The organism is Rossellomorea vietnamensis (assembly GCF_001305855.1).
Taxonomy (GTDB): Bacteria; Bacillota; Bacilli; order Bacillales; family Bacillaceae_B; genus Rossellomorea; species Rossellomorea vietnamensis_A.
In genome coordinates this window covers 199,043-215,805 of record NZ_LIXZ01000003.1, presented here as the reverse complement: position 1 = coordinate 215,805, position 16,763 = coordinate 199,043, and the positions used below count along the sequence as shown (strand labels likewise).

The window sequence follows — 16,763 nt, the reverse complement described above, 5'->3', positions numbered from 1 at the left end:
AAGGGAATGAGAAGATATGTCAGACAAGGGTCAGAACTTTTATCAGGAATTTGAAGTGTTCAGTAAACGGTCGGACGGGGCGCAGATGCAGCATCAGTTCAGTCTGCTGGCTCCCAACCATGAGCTTGCCATGGTGATGGCTCAAGAGAATTTCATGAGAAGGGAACCTGTTGCGGATATATGGGTCGTGAAACGGTCGGATGTACGGATGATGACGCCTGAAGAAAGAGAGAGTGTCTCCCGTCTTGATAATAAAGATTACCGCAATGCCAAGGGCTACGGCTATTTGAAAAAGAAGTGGAGACAGTACGAACAGGAAATGCTGGATGAGAAAGAAATCATGTCATGGGGAGAGTTGGTGAAGAAGAAATGAACGTGAAACGTCCACAGGACATTCCGAATGCAGATTACAAGGATGCCCTCTTGAGCCTCTTATATCAGCTGGCCGATGACGATTTCATCCTTGCTTACCGGGGATCTGAATGGCTGGGGCTCGCTCCCCATATTGAAGAAGATGTCGCGTTTTCTTCCATCAATCAGGATACGATGGGGCATGCGACCATGTATTATCAGCTTCTTGAAGAGTTGGGGGAAGGCGATCAGGATCATCTCGCCCACGGCCGGAAAGCGGCAGAAAGAAGAAATGCCATTCTCCTTGAAGAAGTGAATGGTCCCGGTAACTATATGGAAGAACCACGCTATGATTGGGCTTTTGCTGTGGTGCGCCATTATTTTTATAGTGTGGCAAAAAAAGTGCGGATCGATGCGCTAAAGAATTCTTCCTATGAACCACTTGCCGAGATGGCCGTCAAGATCAACACAGAATTGTACTATCACCTGCTTCACTGGAAAACCTGGTTCATACAGTTAATGAACGCAGGCGGGGAAGCAAGGGAGCGTATGAATAAGGCAATGGAAAGAGTACTGGAAGAATTCGGGGGAGTCCTGACCTTGGGGCCAAGGGGGAAAGAAATGTCCCTTATGGCTTTGATCGAAGGGGAAGAAAGTTTAACAAAACGTTGGGAGCTCGCGCTTGAACCCGTCTTCCAAACATGTCAACTATCCTTCCCGCCGATTGTAAACATGAAAAAGGGGAATGGGCGCTTAGGTGAACACACCCCTGAACTGGATACGGCACTTGCGACCTTAAGCGAAGTCTATCAAACAAATCCGGCAGCAAGCTGGTAAAGGATGAAGGAAAATGACTGCAACCGTTTTAGATGTTCTTCAAACTGTGAAAGATCCTGAAATCGATTCCATCAGCATTGTGGATCTCGGAATGGTCAATCGCGTCGATCATCAGGAAGGAACTCTTGTAATCGAGCTTCTTCCCACTTTTGTAGGCTGTCCTGCACTGGATATCATTAAAGGCAATGTGGAGAAAGCATGCAGGGAACAGCTTGGAATTCAATCTGTACAGGTGAAATTTGTTTACTCCCCGCCTTGGACCTCGGAGCGGTTGACCGGGAATGGCCGGGAGAGGCTGAAGGAATTCGGCATTGCGCCTCCTCCGGAACATTTCACAGGGGAAGAAGATTGGGAGATTCACTGCCCGTACTGTGATTCCCCCTATACCTCCATGGAGAACCTGTTCGGGCCGACCGCCTGTAGAAGCATCCTCTACTGTAAACAGTGCCGAAACCCGTTCGAATCCATGAAACCTATATCCACAATGATGTAAAAAATCTAGTAAACTATTGAAAATCAAAGGAGAGATTCCATTATGGTAAAACTGATCGCGTTATATAAGCACCCTGAAAACAAAGAGAAATTCGATGAGCACTACTTCAATACCCACGGTCCGATCACAGCGAAGATCCCTGGCTTGAAGAAGATGGACGTTACAAGGATCGTCGGATCTCCGATGGGCGGAGAAGGCAAATATTATTTAATGTGCGAAATGTACTATGACAGTCATGAAGCACTGAAGGCAGCCATGAAATCAGATGAAGGAAAAGCTTCAGGGAAGGACCTTATGGGCTTTGCAGCAGATCTCGTCACTCTTATGATCGGCGAAGAAGTGAATGAATAAAGAGTACGAATATATCGTAGTGAGCGAGAGGGACGGACTTGGTTTCATCGAATTGAACAGACCGAAAGTCCTGAACGCCATCAATCGTCACATGGTATCGGAATTGGTCCATGCTTTCGAAGCATTTGACCGGAACGACAATGTGAAAGTGATGGTGTTATCCGGCAGGGGGAGAGCGTTCGCTGCAGGAGCCGATATCGATGAAATGGCAGAGGACGGTGCGATTGATCTGGAGCTCTTGAATCAATTTACCGAATGGGACCGCCTGGCCTGGATCAAGAAGCCGATCATCGGAGCGGTCCAGGGGTTTGCGTTAGGAGGGGGATTTGAGCTTGCCCTTTGCTGTGACCTTTTATTCGCAGCGGAGGAAGCAAGCTTCGGTTTTCCCGAAGTGAATCTCGGGGTCATGCCGGGAGCAGGCGGGACGCAAAGGCTCACGAAGCTGATCGGGAAATCCCGCGCCATGGAATGGCTATTGTCGGGGGACATGTTTACAGCCTCCCAAGCACTCGAATGGGGAGTCATCATCCGGACGATCCCGAGAGAATTATTAATAGAAGAAACAGAGAAATTTGCGAGGAAACTGGCTGCCAAGCCTCCCCTTTCCCTTCGCTTGATCAAGGAGTCTGTACATAAAGCCGTCGATTCCTCGATTTATGAAGGAATGCAGTATGAGCGTAAGAACTTCTATCTGCTTTTTGCCTCTGAAGATCAGAAAGAAGGCATGAAAGCTTTTGTGGAAAAACGCAAACCTGATTTCAAAGGAAAATAAGGAGGCTGCAGTATGTTTGAAACGATTAACTTTGAAGTGAAAAATAACGTAGCCTGGATCACCCTGAACCGACCGGATAAACTGAATGCCTTTATCCGCCAACTAAATATGGAAATCCAGAAGGCTGTGAAGGACTCTTCGCGAAATGTAGACGTGAGGGCCATCGTCATCACGGGGAAAGGCAGGGCGTTTTGTTCCGGTCAGGATCTGAGTGAAGTCGATGAAAGCATGGATCACGGAGAAGTGCTGCGGCATAACTATGGACCGATGGTGAAGGAAATCGAGCAGTGTGAAAAACCTGTCATCGCCGCTGTCAATGGTGTGGCTGCAGGGGCGGGGTTCAGTTTGGCACTTGCATGTGATTTCAGGCTCGTGTCAGAGAAAGCGAGCTTTGTTCAAGCATTTGTCCACGTTGGATTGGTCCCTGATTCAGGGAATCTGTATTACTTATCGAAGATTGTTGGATATGCGAAAGCACTGGAACTTGCCGTGTTTGGAGAAAAGATAAAAGCGGATGAGGCAGAAAGACTCGGCCTCGTCACGAAAATCGTCCCGGTTGATGAGTGGCAGGAAGAGACGGCTGCGTTCGCAGAAAGAATCGCCTCCATGCCGACAAAGGCAATCGGCTTGATGAAGCGCTTATTAAAGGGAAGCGGAGATCTCTCCTTCAACGAATACTTAGAAAAAGAAGCCTGTGCCCAGCGGATCGCAGGACAGACAGAAGATCATCGCGAAGGTGTGACAGCCTTCATGGAAAAAAGAAGACCAGCCTTTCACGGAAAATAAACCAACCTAAAAGGAGATGGAACGATGTCTACAGTAAAAGAGCAGAGCTTTGAAGTCCTTGAAATGAAAAGAGAACATTATTCATTGGTGATTAACGGTCAGCGTATGGAAAGCACATCGGGAGAAACCTTTACGACGTACAACCCGGCAACTGGTGAAGCGATCGCTACCGTTTCATTGGCATCAACAGAAGATGCGGAAAAAGCGGTGGAGGCAGCAAGGAATGCATTTGATTTCGGTAAGTGGAAGAAGTTCCCGATCAATAAACGTTCCCGTGTCCTCAATAAAATTGCAGGCATTATGAGATCCCGTTTCAATGAACTTGTATCCCTTGAAATCATGGACAGCGGGAAATCGTTATCCGCGGCACAAGGTCAAGTGATGCAGGCAATCGAAGACTTTGAATTTTATGCAGGTGCGATCGTGGGTCACCGCGGAACGGTCAATAACGTACCAGGTCAATTCACAAACGTCGCCGAGAAAGAACCGGTCGGTGTCTGTGCCCAGATCATCCCGTGGAATTATCCATTAATGATGGCTGCATGGAAAATTGCCCCGGCCATCGCCGCAGGCTGTTCGGTCGTCGTGAAACCGGCGACGCTCACACCACTCACGGCCATCGTCCTTGGGGAAATCTGCATTGAAGCAGGAGTTCCGGAAGGGGTCGTCAACATCATCCCGGGAGCGGGTTCTTCTGTCGGGAACTACTTAGTGGAGCATGAAAAAGTAGATAAAGTGGCCTTCACCGGTTCCACTCCGATCGGTAAAAATATCATGGGAAAAGCATCCCAAACATTGAAAAGGGTCACTCTTGAATTAGGCGGGAAATCCCCTAATATCGTATTTGATGATGCCGATGTGGATGCAGCCGTCGACGGATCCCTGTTCGGAATCTTCTATAATACAGGGCAGTCCTGTGAAGCGCGTTCCAGATTATATGTCCATGAAGACATCTATGATGAGTTCATGGAGAAATTCGTTGAGAAGACGAAGAAGCTGAAACTTGCAGATCCTCATGATAAAGGAACGCATATCGGGGCAATCATCAACCAGGATCAGCTGGATACGATCGATGGTTATGTTCAGTCTGCCAAAGAAGAAGGAGCAACGATTTTAGCTGGAGGAAGTACAGCCAAGGTGGAAGGCTTCGAAAATGGCTACTGGTATGAGCCGACCATCATCACGGATGTAAACCACGAGATGAAGGTTGTAAAAGAAGAGATCTTCGGACCTGTCGTGGTTGTGATGAAGTTCAAGGATGAAAAAGAAGCGATCAAACTGGCGAATGACAGCGAATATGGGCTAGGTTCAGCGGTTTGGACCCAGAATCATGGGCGTGCGACAAGAGTATCGAAAGCGATCCAGGCAGGAATCGTCATGGTGAACTGTCCGTTCTCTGCATTCCCGGGGACTCCGTTCGGAGGCTACAAGCAGTCCGGATTCGGCCGTGAGCTCTGCGTTGAAACACTGGATCTGTATACTGAAACGAAGAGTATCATTTCTTACTTCGGAAACCGTCCGTTAAATCCATTTGGCGTATAAAAAACCAACATCAAGCAGGGGGTTGTCCTATCAGGGTCAACCCCTTATTGCAAGAAAGGGGAAATAAAGTATGTCACAGCATATCGTGGTAGTGGGTTCCGGTGTGATGGGTAGAGGGATTGCCTATGTAAGTGCAACAGGTGGATTCAGGACTACACTGGTTGATATTAAACAAGAGCAGTTGGATCATGCGAGAGAAGAGATCCAGCTCATATTCCAGAGGGGGATCGAAAGAAACAAGCTCACTCAGCAGGAGTATATAGAAGCAAAAGAACTGATGAGCTATTCAACGAATCTGTCCATTGCTGTCAGGGATGCCGATGTGGTCATCGAAGCCGTTCCGGAAAAAGCAGACATCAAGCGTGGCGTATTCGAGGTACTGGATGCCCATGCACCGGAATATTGCTATCTGGCGACCAATACGTCCACCATGAGTCCTACTGAAATCGGCTCCTTTACAAAACGGCCGGATAAAGTGATTGCCATGCACTTTTTCAATCCTGTACATAAAATGCCACTCGTCGAAATCGTGAGGGGATTGGAAACAAGTGATGAAACAGCGGAGGTCATCGGGCAGGTTGCCCGCCTGATGGGGAAAGAAACGGTGGTCATCAATGAGTTCCCCGGTTTTGTCACAAGCAGGATCTCGGCACTGGTCGGGAATGAAGCCTTCTACATGCTCCAGGAAGGACTTGGGTCCCCTGAGGAAATTGATAAAGCGATCAAGCTCGGTCTCAACTACCCTATGGGTCCCTTTGAGCTGGGGGATTTAGTCGGCTTGGATACACGCTTGAATAATCTAAAGTACCTTCATGAAAAGCTTGGCGAGAAGTATCGTCCTGCGCCATTGTTGGAGAAGTACGTAAAGGCAGGCCGCCTTGGCAGAAAATCAGGCAAAGGGGTTTATGATTATTCAGAAACAAAAGAAAAGGAGCATCAGTCATGAGGGAAGTTGTCATTGTCGATGCCGTCCGCACCCCGATAGGAAGATATAAAGGAGCATTAAAAGAAGTGCGTCCTGATGACCTGGGAGCTCACGTAATAAAAGCCCTTGTGGAACGGAATCCTCTCGTGCCCGTCGATACGATTGAAGAAGTGATACTAGGAAACGCCAACGGTGCCGGAGAGGATAACAGGAATGTCGCACGGATGTCGACTCTCCTTGCCGGTCTTCCTGTCGAAGTCGGTGCAACGACCATCAACCGTCTGTGCGGTTCTGGACTGGATGCTGTCAACTATGCGGCAAGGGCCATTTTAGCAGGAGAAGGGGAGGTCTTCATTGCAGGTGGCACAGAAAGCATGACACGTGCCCCATATGTCATGGCAAAGCCTTCAAAAGAATTCCCGAGAGGAAATATGGAAATGTTCGATACGACGATTGGCTGGCGCTTCGTCAACTCCCGTCTGAAAGAGAAAATCGGGACCGACTCAATGCCGGAAACGGCTGAAAACGTGGCGAAACAATTCGGGATTTCACGTGAAGAACAGGATCACTTTGCCTATTGGAGTCAGGTGAAGGCGAAGCGTGCCATGGATGAAGAACGTTTTAAAGAAGAAATTGTACCGGTGGAGCTTCGTGATCGCAAAGGAAATGTCTCTACCTTTATGATGGATGAACACCCAAGACCCGACACCAATAGTGAGAAGCTGCAGAAACTTAAGCCCCTGTTCCAGGGAGGGACCGTTACAGCCGGGAATGCTTCCGGTGTGAATGATGGTGCTTCTGCCCTTCTTCTCATGAGCAGAGAAAAGGCGGAAGAATTAGGCGTTATGCCACTTGCCCGCTACGTGACGTCAGCCACGGCGGGCCTGGAGCCTTCAGTCATGGGACTGGGGCCGATCTATGCCACACAGAAGGTCCTGAAACGTTCAGGTCTCGCCCTGGATCAGATTGGACTAGTGGAGCTGAATGAAGCCTTCGCGGCCCAGTCCCTCGCCTGCATCCGTGAACTTGGACTGAACGAAGAAATCGTCAACGTCAACGGGGGAGCCATCGCCTTCGGTCATCCACTTGGAGCAAGTGGAGCCCGTATCCTCACCACCCTTTTATATGAAATGAAGAAAAGGAAGGTACGCTATGGCCTGTCCACCATGTGCATAGGAGTAGGACAGGGAATCGCGACCCTCGTTGAAAATATAGAATCGTAAGTGCCCTGTTTTTGCAGGGCTTTTTGTGATTAAGAGGTTTCTTTTTTAGAAAGGATAGAAGTGAGGTGATAAAGATGGAATTTGAAATCATGACAGTCGAGAGCGAGATTCCTTGTCTCGTAGTCGCAGATGAAGATAACGGCAGATTTATGATCAGGAAGGCGGATACGAGCGGGGAAGTCTTCAACAGCCAGGAGGAACTGGTAAAGTGGATCGAGGCAAACTGGTCCAAGGAGAAAGTCGTAAACACGTATGACTTTGTGAAGATGTTGGAGATGTTGAAGGTGTATCATTGAAGGACAGGCTCCCCCAAGAGCCTGGTTTTTTATTTTAAAGAATATTCATTTATTTTCACGGAATGTTTGTGATATTATATTAACTAAACGTAAAATTAACGTCATAAATGAATGTGATAGGATAAAAGGAGAGGCAGCGATGAATACAAGATCAATGATCTTTACACTATATGGGGACTATATACGCCATTACGGAAATAAAATTTGGATTGGCAGTTTGATTCGCCTGCTGAATGAATTTGGTCATAATGATCAGGCCGTCCGTGCCGCGATTTCCCGGATGAACAAGCAGGGATGGGTCCAGGCGGAGAAACAAGGGAACAAAAGCTATTACTCACTGACTGAACGAGGCGAGGTCCGTATGGAAGAAGCGGCAAACAGGATCTTTAAGCTGAAGCCTGAGCAGTGGGACGGTAAATGGAGGATCCTTATGTACTCCATTCCTGAAGAGATCAGGAGTATCCGTGATGAACTGAGAAAAGAGCTGGTTTGGAGCGGGTTTGGAACCCTGTCGACGAGTACGTGGATTTCTCCCAACAACCTGGAGAAACAAGTGCAATCCCTTATCGATAAGTACGAGATTAAAGAGTACGTCGATTTTTTCATCGCAGAACATAAAGGTCCGAATGACAATCAACGGTTAATAGAAAAGAGCTGGGATCTGAACGAAATCAATGACCGCTACCAGGAATTCATTTCCCGGTACAGCCAACAATATATGATTGATAAGAGTAAAATCAGTAAAGGGCAAATGAGCGATGCCGAATGTTTCGTGGAAAGAACGAAGCTCGTCCATGAATACCGGAAATTCCTCTTCGTCGATCCAGGCCTCCCGGAAGAACTGCTACCTGAAAAATGGCTCGGGGCCCACGCAGCCACTCTGTTCGGAGAATACTACAAAGAACTCGCAGAACCGGCATCCCGTTTCTTTGAAAGTGTATTCGAAGACGGAAACGAACTGAAAAACAAAGACCTTAGCTATAATGTGATGACACATCCTTTATTGCTCGATTGAAGTAACCACCTGCCGCTTTGAAACGGCAGGTGGTTTTTTAGAGGGACGGACCTCGAGAATCCTGCGGAGGGACTTGTCGAACAATTCCAAAAAGTATAACATGAATTTAACGAAGGGGGATTATTATGAATAACCTAACGAACGTCTTACATATAAAGTATCCAATCATTCAAGGAGGCATGGGGAACATCAGCAATGCCCCGTTGACGGCGGCTATCTCTGAAGCAGGAGCCCTCGGTACAATCGGAGTCGGGACCATGGGGGTGGAGGAAGTGGAAGAGATCATCATCGAAACAAAAAAGAAGACCAGTAAGCCTTTCGCTTTGAACATTCCGATTTCCATCACACCATATCTGAAAGAAATGGTTCGCTTAGTGGTGACGCATGGAATACCGGTCGTTTCCTTATCAGCGGGAAATCCATCCCCGCTCATTCCCTATTTTCATGAACACAACGTAAAGGTGATCTGCGTCGTCGCTTCGAAAAAGCAGGGGAAGAAGGCAGAAGATGCTGGCGCAGATGTGATCGTGGCGGAAGGATATGAAGCTGCCGGGATCAACTCCAACCTGGAAACGACCACTCTGGCTCTAATCCCACAGCTTGTTGATACTGTAAAGATTCCCGTAGTGGCTGCAGGAGGGATTGGTGATGGACGGGGACTTGCGTCCATGCTTGCCCTTGGTGCGAGCGGGGTGCAGATGGGAACACGTTTCATCGCGACCAAGGAAGCTCCTTTTCATGAAAACTATAAATCTACTTTGGTAGATGCAAAAGACGATAGCACGGTCATCGTGGGCCGTTCTGTCGGCAGGGTGAGACGGGTGATGAAGACACATTATGCGGATGGGTTGCTTCAAAAAGAGCGGGAGGGGGTCGCTCCTGATGAGTTCAACCATATGACGTCCGAGGATTATCACCGGATTGGGGCACTTGAAGGAAAGCTGGATCAGGGCTTTATAAACGGTGGTCAGGTGTCGGGACTTGTAGCGGATATTCCTCGGGTAGAAGAGCTTCTGGAGAAAATGATGAGCGATGCACACAGGATTTTTAGAGAGCTTTCCAGTTATGGAATGCGATCTTAATAGATTGAGGTTTTCCTAAGCGCTTTCCCTTGCAGGGTGAGCGCTTTTTTGGTGGGGTTCACCATTCGACACAAATTTTCCGTCATTTCCTATAGATATTCATTCCAAGACCGACTATACTAGTATTAATTTTTAAATTTTCCGAATATTATTGACTATTTTGTGACAGGAGTGATACTATAACGTTGTATTTACGTTCGCTCATATTTTTATCATACATGGATTTGCTAGTCTAGTAGACTACTGATCATATATCAGGAAGAGAAAAAGGGGGATTTCTGTGAAGAAGAAGAGTTTATTACTTGTTGTGATCTCTATGTTATTTGGAATGCTGATCCTATCAGGATGTGGTAGTGATAAGAGTTCCGGCGATGGAGATGGTGAGAAACAATATGTCATCGGGGTAACCCAGATTGTGGAACATCCATCCTTGGATGCGGCGTTTGAAGGTTTCAAGAAGGCTCTGGATGAAAACGGTTTCAAAGAAGGCGAAAACGTTAAGTATGATGTTCAAATCGCTCAAGGAGATCAAAGTAACTCTCAAAGCATTGCGAAGAACTTTGTCGGGGACGGTGTAGACCTCATCTTTGCAAACTCAACCCCAAGTGCACAAACTGCCCTGAATGCAACGAAAGATATTCCAATCGTATTCACCTCTGTCACTGATCCTGTAGGTGCTGAACTGGTCAAGTCATTTGACGAGCCAGGTGAGAATATAACAGGGACGACAGACACTCACCCAGAAGCGATTTCAAAGACACTCCACTTTATTACAGATGAAATGAAAGCGAAGAAAATCGGGGTTGTGTATAATTCCGGAGAGCAAAATGCTGTTGTTCAAGTAGCTGAAGTGAATAAGCTTGCTAAAGAAGCCGGTGTTGAAGTGGTTGAGGCTACGGTTTCAACGTCCGCAGATGTGAAGCAGGCGACTGAATCCATGGTAGGAAGGGTCGATGCCCTTTACATCCCTAAAGATAACACAGTCGTTTCAGCCCTTGAGTCCGTCATCACGGTAGCGAATGAAAAGGATATTCCTCTTTTTGTAGGAGAACTTGATTCATTGAAAAAAGGAGCCATTGCAGCGAGTGGATTCAACTATGAAGATCTTGGTTACCAAACCGGGTTGATGGCGGTGAAGATTTTAAAAGGAGAGAAAAAGCCTTCTGAACTCCCTGTACAGGCTCCGGAAAACTTTGAGTTGATGTTCAATAAAGCGGCAGCTGAAGAACAAGGTGTGGAAGTACAGGAAGCCTGGTCAGACCTTGGGAAGTTTATCGAAGAAAAATAGGAAGGGATGATGATTCGTGCCAACAGCAATATTCGCATCCTTTGAATCTGGAATCATTTACGCTATTATGGCCCTCGGAGTCTATCTGTCCTTTCGGATATTGGATTTTCCTGATTTAACAGTCGATGGCAGCTTCGTAACAGGGGCCGCTGTCGCTGCAACCATGATCGTCAGTGGCGTAAACCCCGTCATCGCAACGATTACGGCGATAGTGATCGGATTTATAGCAGGATGTATAACAGGTTTACTTCATACGTTTGGTAAAATTAATGCCTTATTATCAGGGATTTTAATGATGATCGCCCTTTATTCCATCAATCTCAGGATCATGGGGAGATCGAATGTACCCCTGCTCAGTCAGGATACTGCCTTTACAGGGATTGAAGGATTCTGGTCCCCTCTTGGAATCGATGCCGCCCTTAATAAAGTATGGACGGCCATCGGGCTGGGGGAACCTGTTCCGGGAACGTGGAGCATTCTATTCATCATGACGATCATTACGCTTGTGATCAAATTTCTGACAGATGCATTTCTGAAGACGGAAATCGGGTTGGCATTGAGAGCGACAGGGGATAATCAACGGATGATCCGCAGCTTCTCTGCCAATACGAATCTGATGATCATTCTCGGTTTAGGCATCTCAAATGGGATGGTGGCCCTATCCGGTGCCCTGATCGCCCAGTACAGCCGTTTTGCAGACGTAGGAATGGGGATCGGGATGATCATCATCGGGCTCGCTTCTGTCATCATCGGTGAAGCATTATTCGGAACGAAGACAATTGCCCGTACGACCCTAGCCGTAATCGGTGGGGCGATTATCTACCGATTGGTCGTTTCCATGGCTCTTCGAGTCGATTTCCTTGAAACAGGAGATATGAAACTGATCACGGCGACCATCGTTATTCTGGCACTTGTCATGCCTAAGGTGATGGATCGTTACAAGGATAAGAAACGGAAGGCACAACGAATGGCGGAACGAATAAACCAGACGCCGATTTCAGAGAGAAAGGGTGATGGCGGTGTTACAATTAAATCGAATTCATAAAGTATTCAATGAAGGGACGCCGGATGAGAAAATCGCCCTAGATGATATTCAGCTCTCTCTGAAACCAGGTGATTTCGTCACGGTCATCGGGAGTAACGGTGCCGGGAAATCGACACTGATGAATATCGTATCAGGGGTCCTGCTTCCCGATGTCGGAAATGTGTTGATTGATGATCACGAAGTATCGAAGGTATCTGAGTATAAACGTTCAAAGCTGATCGGCCGAGTATTCCAGGACCCCATGGCAGGGACGGCGCCATCAATGACCATAGAAGAGAACCTGGCCATGGCGTATTCACGGAACCGGACGAGGACCTTTAAAATGGGGGTCACGAAAAAACGGAAAGTGTTCTTTAAAGAAGTACTTGAAACCCTTCATCTCGGACTTGAAAACCGCCTGAATGCCAAGGTAGGATTATTGTCGGGTGGAGAACGGCAGGCCCTTTCCCTCCTGATGGCGACCTTCACAGAGCCATCGATCCTACTGCTGGATGAACATACGGCTGCCCTTGATCCGGCACGTGCGGATCTGATTACGAACCTGACAAAAGAGATTGTGGAGAAGTACAAGCTCACTACCTTGATGGTCACCCATAATATGCAGCAGGCGCTGGATCTCGGGAATCGTCTGATCATGATGGATAAGGGACAGATCATCCTTGAAGTGAATGAAGAACAGAAGAAGCATCTCACCGTCGAAGGACTGCTCCATGAATTCCAGAGGATCCGAGGCAGTCAACTGGCAAGTGACCGTGCCCTTCTTTCATAGGCTGATAAAAAATGAACAACCTTCTGTAAAAAGCAACGGGACTTTGGTTCCGTTGCTTTTTTGCGTTAATAGAGTGAGGGACGGACCTTCCGCGATGCGGAAGTCCGTCCCTATGCATAACCTATATTAATATAATATTTTAAATATTTTAACAATTTATTGACTATTTATAAAACAAAATGTTATTATATCGTTGAATTAACGTTATATAAAAATGTATTATTCGTTGGTTTAAAGGGGGGAAAGCAATGAAGTCTGGATTAGCAGTAGGACATACAGCCGTCATTACGACTGAAGTCACCCCCGGCATGTATGCCCAGTTCGAAGGAAGTGTGGTTCATCCCGCGTATTCAACGGTGTCGATGGTGTATCACATGGAGTGGGCATCCAGGAAAGTCATTCTACCCTATTTGGAAGATCACGAAGAAGGAATGGGGGCAAAGGTGAACGCCCAACATGTGGCGCCGGCGAAAACAGGTTCCCATCTTGAAATCAGAGCGAACGTTATTGAATATGAACGAAATGTCATCGTAACCGAAGTGACTGTCAGAGATCGAGAGAATGACAGACTCATTGGAATAGGTGAAGTGAAGCAAGTGGTATTACCCAAAGAGAAAATTAAAGAGAGAATACAAGAGAGCTAGATCCATTTAGTAAGCTAGTAGTAAAAGGAGGAAGCACAGTGTCTAAAGTATCGACTGAATTGAAAGCGGTTACAAACAGAGAGCTTGTAGGGGGAAATGAAATGGATATGTTCCAGAGAATACAAAACCATGAACAAGTCGTATTTTGCAACGATGAAGAAACAGGGCTTAAAGCCATCATCGCCATACATAATACCACTCTTGGACCAGCTCTTGGCGGATGCCGCATGAGACCGTATGCATCAGTGGACGAAGCGCTTGAGGACGTCCTGCGCCTATCCAAAGGCATGACGTATAAATGTGCCGCAGCCGACGTGGACTTCGGTGGCGGGAAGGCGGTCATAATCGGAGATCCGGAAACAGATAAACATCCGGAACTGTTCCGTGCCTTCGGTCAATTCGTTGAATCCCTAAACGGAAGATTCTATACAGGGACGGACATGGGGACCACGCCTGAAGATTTCGTGTATGCCCTGAAAGAGACCAATTGTATCGTCGGCGTCAATGAAGAGTACGGAGGGAGCGGTGATTCATCCATCCCGACTGCCATGGGCGTGATTAATGGCTTGCAGGCGACAAACCAAAACGTATGGGGCTCGAAAGACCTTCACGGGAAAAGCTACGCCATTCAGGGACTCGGGAAGGTCGGGTTCAAAGTAGCCGAACGACTGCTGGAAGAGGGAGCAGACCTGTATGTAACTGATATCAGCCAAAGGTCAATCGATCAGCTGGTTGCGAAAGCGAAAAGCATGGGAGCGGCCATAAAGGTCGTATCGGGAGAAGAAATTTATTCTGTCGATGCGGATGTCTTCGTTCCGTGTGCCATCGGGGGAGTCATTAACGATCACACGGTGGATCAGCTGAAAGTAAAAGCGGTCGTGGGTTCTGCCAACAACCAATTATTAGATCTATCACATGGTTTGAAGCTGCACGAAAAAGGGATCCTGTACGCACCTGACTACATCGTCAATGCCGGCGGACTGATCCAGGTGGCGGACGAATTATATGAACCGAACAAAGAACGGGTCCTTCAAAAAACGAGTGCCATCTACAACAGCCTTCAAAACATCTATCTGCAGTCAGAAAATCAGCATATGACCACGGTGGAAGCGGCCAACCGTTTCTGCGAGGACCGGATTCACGCACGCACGAGAAGAAACAGCTTCTTCTCTCATGCGAAGCGTCCGAAATGGGCGGTGAGAACGTAAATACAGGTATTCTTCCATAAAAACATGAATATCTCAAATCTTTACCAATAATGTACCACAAGAGGTGATGAAATGATCGAGGAATTTCAACTGGTCCGAGTCATGGACCAACAAGGACAACTGGTTCAAAATCAATATGAAAAGCTGATTACAGAGGACTTAGCCCGCACCTTTTACCGGCATCTCATCAGGATCCGCACCTTCGACCGTAAAGCCGTTAGCCTGCAGCGTCAGGGGCGGATCGGGACGTATGCACCATATGAAGGACAGGAAGCATCCCAGGTCGGGAGTGCCCTGGCCCTGGAAGATAAAGACTGGTTATTCCCGTCCTATCGGGACCATGGTGCGACCATGACGTTCGGCCATTCGCTCCTCCACATCCTGCTTTTCTGGAAAGGGAGGAATGAAGGCTGTGTGCCTCCTGAAGGTAAGAACATCTTCACCCCGGGCATCCCGATTGCGACTCAGCTTCCCCACGCGGTAGGGGCAGCTTTTGCCGAAAAGAGAAAAGGGACACGTAATGCATCCATTGTCTACTTTGGCGACGGTGCCACTTCTGAAGGGGACTTTCATGAAGGCTTGAATCTGGCAAGCGTGTGGGGGGCTCCGGTCGTCTTCTTCAATCAAAATAATCAGTATGCCATATCTGTTCCCATGCACAAACAAATGAAAACGAAAACCATTGCCCAGAAAGCACTCGCCTACGATATCCCAAGCGTCCGAATCGACGGCAATGATATTTTTGCGGTTTATTTTGAAACACTGAACGCATTGGAGAGGGCACGAAACGGGGACGGACCTACCTTGATCGAGTCCGTGACGTGGAGATACGGTGCCCATACGACAGCCGATGACCCGACGAAGTACCGTGATCAGCAGGAAAGCGATTCGCGGCGTAAGGAGAATGACCCTGTCGATCGCTTAACAAAATACATGGAGCTAAGGGGCTGGCTTGACGCGGAATGGAAGGCTTCTGTTCAAAAGGAATGTACAAAGGAAGTGGACCTTGCCGTCGACGAACTGGAAGCTTACCCAGCCGCAGATCCGAGCTTGATCTTCGATTATGTGTTTGCCACTCCGACGTGGACCATCCAGGAACAAAAAGAAAAGCTCCTTGAGCAATTGAGAGGTGAGTAGAATGAACACCTTAACGAAAATGAAGACGTTGACGATGGTTCAGGCCATCACGGATGCGATGAGAGTGATGCTTGCGGAAAATGACGATGTCCTGTTAATGGGTGAGGATATCGGTACCAATGGCGGTGTGTTCAGGGCGACGGATGGCCTGCAACAGGAATTTGGGGAAGACCGGGTTCTTGACACACCTTTAAGTGAAGCAGGATTTATCGGTGCCGCAATCGGGATGGGGTTGAACGGGTTTCGTCCTGTGACCGAGGTCCAGTTTTTAGGATTCATATATCCTGCCTACGAGCAGATCATGACTCATGCATCAAGGATACGTGCACGGACACTCGGACATTTCAGCTGTCCAATGGTCATCAGGGCTCCCTATGGGGCGGGGGTACGCGCACCTGAAATCCACTCCGATAGTACAGAGGCACTCTTCACTCATATGCCGGGAATCAAAGTGGTTTGTCCGGCAACGCCGTACGATGCCAAAGGTCTTCTGATTGCGGCGATCGAAGACCCCGATCCCGTCCTGTTCCTTGAGCCTATGCGATGTTACCGGTCCTCCAAAGAGGAAGTGCCGGAAGAGAAATACACCGTGGAAATCGGGAAGGGCAAGGTAGTGACAGAGGGTGAGGATGTCACGATCATTGCGTGGGGAGCGATGGTGAAGGTTGCCGAGGATGCAGCGAAAGAAGCGAGTGAAAAAGGGATCTCCTGCGAGGTACTCGATCTTAGAACTCTCTATCCTCTTGATAAAGATCTGATCTCAAACTCTGTCCAGAAGACAGGGAGAACGGTCATCGTCCATGAAGCCCATGCAACGGGTGGGGTTGGAAATGATGTACTGGCGATCATCAATGACAAATCCTTTTTATATCAAAAAGCGCCTACAGAACGCGTGACAGGATTTGATACGCCTGTTCCGTATTTCGGATTTGAAGATTTCTATTTGCCTGACAGTAAACGAGTGCTTGCTGCAGTGGAGAGAGTGGCACGCTATTAGAC

General features: G+C 47.8%; 19 protein-coding genes. All 19 read left to right on the top strand.

Annotated elements, in window-relative coordinates:
* Positions 1–16: 16 nt before the first annotated feature.
* The 19 genes from paaB (at position 17) to AM506_RS05640 (ending at position 16,761) form a co-directional block, all read left to right on the top strand.
* Positions 17–373 carry a 1,2-phenylacetyl-CoA epoxidase subunit PaaB gene (paaB, locus tag AM506_RS05730; protein WP_060671526.1) on the top strand — a complete coding sequence of 119 codons (357 nt, stop codon included), beginning with the start codon at positions 17–19 and terminating at the stop codon, positions 371–373.
* A complete protein-coding gene (gene paaC / locus AM506_RS05725) occupies positions 370–1,188 on the top strand; it encodes a 1,2-phenylacetyl-CoA epoxidase subunit PaaC (RefSeq protein ID WP_060671525.1) in 819 nt (272 codons plus the stop codon). The genes paaB and paaC overlap by 4 nt, the downstream gene beginning before the upstream one ends.
* Before the next feature lie 13 nt (positions 1,189–1,201).
* Entirely contained in the window at positions 1,202–1,681 is a 480-nt protein-coding gene (gene paaD, locus AM506_RS05720; RefSeq protein ID WP_060671524.1) for a 1,2-phenylacetyl-CoA epoxidase subunit PaaD, read from the top strand.
* A 42-nt stretch (positions 1,682–1,723) separates the two neighbouring features.
* On the top strand, positions 1,724–2,032 hold the full coding sequence (locus AM506_RS05715) for an EthD family reductase (RefSeq protein WP_060671523.1): 309 nt from the start codon (positions 1,724–1,726) through the stop codon (positions 2,030–2,032).
* The gene (locus AM506_RS05710) at positions 2,025–2,804 is read left to right on the top strand and encodes an enoyl-CoA hydratase/isomerase family protein (RefSeq protein WP_060671522.1); all 780 of its coding nucleotides are present in this window, start codon (positions 2,025–2,027) and stop codon (positions 2,802–2,804) included. The genes AM506_RS05715 and AM506_RS05710 overlap by 8 nt, the downstream gene beginning before the upstream one ends.
* Positions 2,805–2,816: 12 nt before the next feature.
* Positions 2,817–3,590, top strand: coding sequence for an enoyl-CoA hydratase-related protein (locus AM506_RS05705; protein WP_060671521.1), 774 nt, complete (start codon positions 2,817–2,819; stop codon positions 3,588–3,590).
* A 24-nt stretch (positions 3,591–3,614) separates the two neighbouring features.
* The gene (locus tag AM506_RS05700; RefSeq protein ID WP_060671520.1) at positions 3,615–5,132 is read left to right on the top strand and encodes an aldehyde dehydrogenase family protein; all 1,518 of its coding nucleotides are present in this window, start codon (positions 3,615–3,617) and stop codon (positions 5,130–5,132) included.
* 70 nt (positions 5,133–5,202) lie between these two features.
* On the top strand, positions 5,203–6,078 hold the full coding sequence (locus tag AM506_RS05695; RefSeq protein ID WP_060671519.1) for a 3-hydroxyacyl-CoA dehydrogenase: 876 nt from the start codon (positions 5,203–5,205) through the stop codon (positions 6,076–6,078).
* The gene (locus AM506_RS05690) at positions 6,075–7,280 is read left to right on the top strand and encodes a thiolase family protein (RefSeq protein WP_060671518.1); all 1,206 of its coding nucleotides are present in this window, start codon (positions 6,075–6,077) and stop codon (positions 7,278–7,280) included. Before AM506_RS05695 ends, AM506_RS05690 begins: the two co-directional genes overlap by 4 nt.
* A 74-nt stretch (positions 7,281–7,354) precedes the next feature.
* Positions 7,355–7,576, top strand: coding sequence for a hypothetical protein (locus AM506_RS05685; RefSeq protein WP_060671517.1), 222 nt, complete (start codon positions 7,355–7,357; stop codon positions 7,574–7,576).
* A gap of 139 nt (positions 7,577–7,715) precedes the next feature.
* Positions 7,716–8,591: a phenylacetic acid degradation operon negative regulatory protein PaaX gene (gene paaX / locus AM506_RS05680; RefSeq protein ID WP_060671516.1), complete on the top strand. Its 876-nt coding sequence runs from the start codon at positions 7,716–7,718 to the stop codon at positions 8,589–8,591.
* Positions 8,592–8,716: 125 nt separating this feature from the next.
* On the top strand, positions 8,717–9,673 hold the full coding sequence (locus AM506_RS05675) for an NAD(P)H-dependent flavin oxidoreductase (protein ID WP_060671515.1): 957 nt from the start codon (positions 8,717–8,719) through the stop codon (positions 9,671–9,673).
* 316 nt (positions 9,674–9,989) lie between these two features.
* Complete coding sequence (locus AM506_RS05670) at positions 9,990–10,961, top strand: ABC transporter substrate-binding protein (RefSeq protein ID WP_060671629.1); 972 nt, start codon at positions 9,990–9,992, stop codon at positions 10,959–10,961.
* A 16-nt stretch (positions 10,962–10,977) separates the two neighbouring features.
* Positions 10,978–12,006, top strand: a complete 1,029-nt coding sequence (locus tag AM506_RS05665; RefSeq protein ID WP_060671514.1) for an ABC transporter permease — start codon at positions 10,978–10,980, stop codon at positions 12,004–12,006.
* Positions 11,981–12,775 carry an ABC transporter ATP-binding protein gene (locus AM506_RS05660; protein ID WP_060671630.1) on the top strand — a complete coding sequence of 265 codons (795 nt, stop codon included), beginning with the start codon at positions 11,981–11,983 and terminating at the stop codon, positions 12,773–12,775. The genes AM506_RS05665 and AM506_RS05660 overlap by 26 nt, the downstream gene beginning before the upstream one ends.
* Positions 12,776–13,023: 248 nt before the next feature.
* Positions 13,024–13,419, top strand: a complete 396-nt coding sequence (locus AM506_RS05655; RefSeq protein ID WP_060671513.1) for a thioesterase family protein — start codon at positions 13,024–13,026, stop codon at positions 13,417–13,419.
* A gap of 101 nt (positions 13,420–13,520) precedes the next feature.
* A complete protein-coding gene (locus AM506_RS05650; RefSeq protein ID WP_060671628.1) occupies positions 13,521–14,627 on the top strand; it encodes a Leu/Phe/Val dehydrogenase in 1,107 nt (368 codons plus the stop codon).
* A 72-nt stretch (positions 14,628–14,699) separates the two neighbouring features.
* The gene (pdhA, locus tag AM506_RS05645; protein ID WP_060671512.1) at positions 14,700–15,764 is read left to right on the top strand and encodes a pyruvate dehydrogenase (acetyl-transferring) E1 component subunit alpha; all 1,065 of its coding nucleotides are present in this window, start codon (positions 14,700–14,702) and stop codon (positions 15,762–15,764) included.
* A 1-nt stretch (position 15,765) separates the two neighbouring features.
* Positions 15,766–16,761, top strand: a complete 996-nt coding sequence (locus tag AM506_RS05640; RefSeq protein ID WP_060671511.1) for an alpha-ketoacid dehydrogenase subunit beta — start codon at positions 15,766–15,768, stop codon at positions 16,759–16,761.
* Positions 16,762–16,763: the final 2 nt, after the last annotated feature.

Excerpts from the sequence above, each read along its gene's own strand:
- paaB (WP_060671526.1), top strand. The coding sequence starts at position 17 with ATGTCAGACAAGGGTCAGAACTTTTATCAGGAATTTGAAGTGTTCAGT.
- paaC (WP_060671525.1), top strand. The coding sequence starts at position 370 with ATGAACGTGAAACGTCCACAGGACATTCCGAATGCAGATTACAAGGAT.
- paaD (WP_060671524.1), top strand. The coding sequence starts at position 1,202 with ATGACTGCAACCGTTTTAGATGTTCTTCAAACTGTGAAAGATCCTGAA.
- AM506_RS05715 (WP_060671523.1), top strand. The coding sequence starts at position 1,724 with ATGGTAAAACTGATCGCGTTATATAAGCACCCTGAAAACAAAGAGAAA.
- AM506_RS05710 (WP_060671522.1), top strand. The coding sequence starts at position 2,025 with ATGAATAAAGAGTACGAATATATCGTAGTGAGCGAGAGGGACGGACTT.
- AM506_RS05705 (WP_060671521.1), top strand. The coding sequence starts at position 2,817 with ATGTTTGAAACGATTAACTTTGAAGTGAAAAATAACGTAGCCTGGATC.
- AM506_RS05700 (WP_060671520.1), top strand. The coding sequence starts at position 3,615 with ATGTCTACAGTAAAAGAGCAGAGCTTTGAAGTCCTTGAAATGAAAAGA.
- AM506_RS05695 (WP_060671519.1), top strand. The coding sequence starts at position 5,203 with ATGTCACAGCATATCGTGGTAGTGGGTTCCGGTGTGATGGGTAGAGGG.
- AM506_RS05690 (WP_060671518.1), top strand. The coding sequence starts at position 6,075 with ATGAGGGAAGTTGTCATTGTCGATGCCGTCCGCACCCCGATAGGAAGA.
- AM506_RS05685 (WP_060671517.1), top strand. The coding sequence starts at position 7,355 with ATGGAATTTGAAATCATGACAGTCGAGAGCGAGATTCCTTGTCTCGTA.
- paaX (WP_060671516.1), top strand. The coding sequence starts at position 7,716 with ATGAATACAAGATCAATGATCTTTACACTATATGGGGACTATATACGC.
- AM506_RS05675 (WP_060671515.1), top strand. The coding sequence starts at position 8,717 with ATGAATAACCTAACGAACGTCTTACATATAAAGTATCCAATCATTCAA.
- AM506_RS05670 (WP_060671629.1), top strand. The coding sequence starts at position 9,990 with ATGTTATTTGGAATGCTGATCCTATCAGGATGTGGTAGTGATAAGAGT.
- AM506_RS05655 (WP_060671513.1), top strand. The coding sequence starts at position 13,024 with ATGAAGTCTGGATTAGCAGTAGGACATACAGCCGTCATTACGACTGAA.
- AM506_RS05650 (WP_060671628.1), top strand. The coding sequence starts at position 13,521 with ATGGATATGTTCCAGAGAATACAAAACCATGAACAAGTCGTATTTTGC.
- pdhA (WP_060671512.1), top strand. The coding sequence starts at position 14,700 with ATGATCGAGGAATTTCAACTGGTCCGAGTCATGGACCAACAAGGACAA.
- AM506_RS05640 (WP_060671511.1), top strand. The coding sequence starts at position 15,766 with ATGAACACCTTAACGAAAATGAAGACGTTGACGATGGTTCAGGCCATC.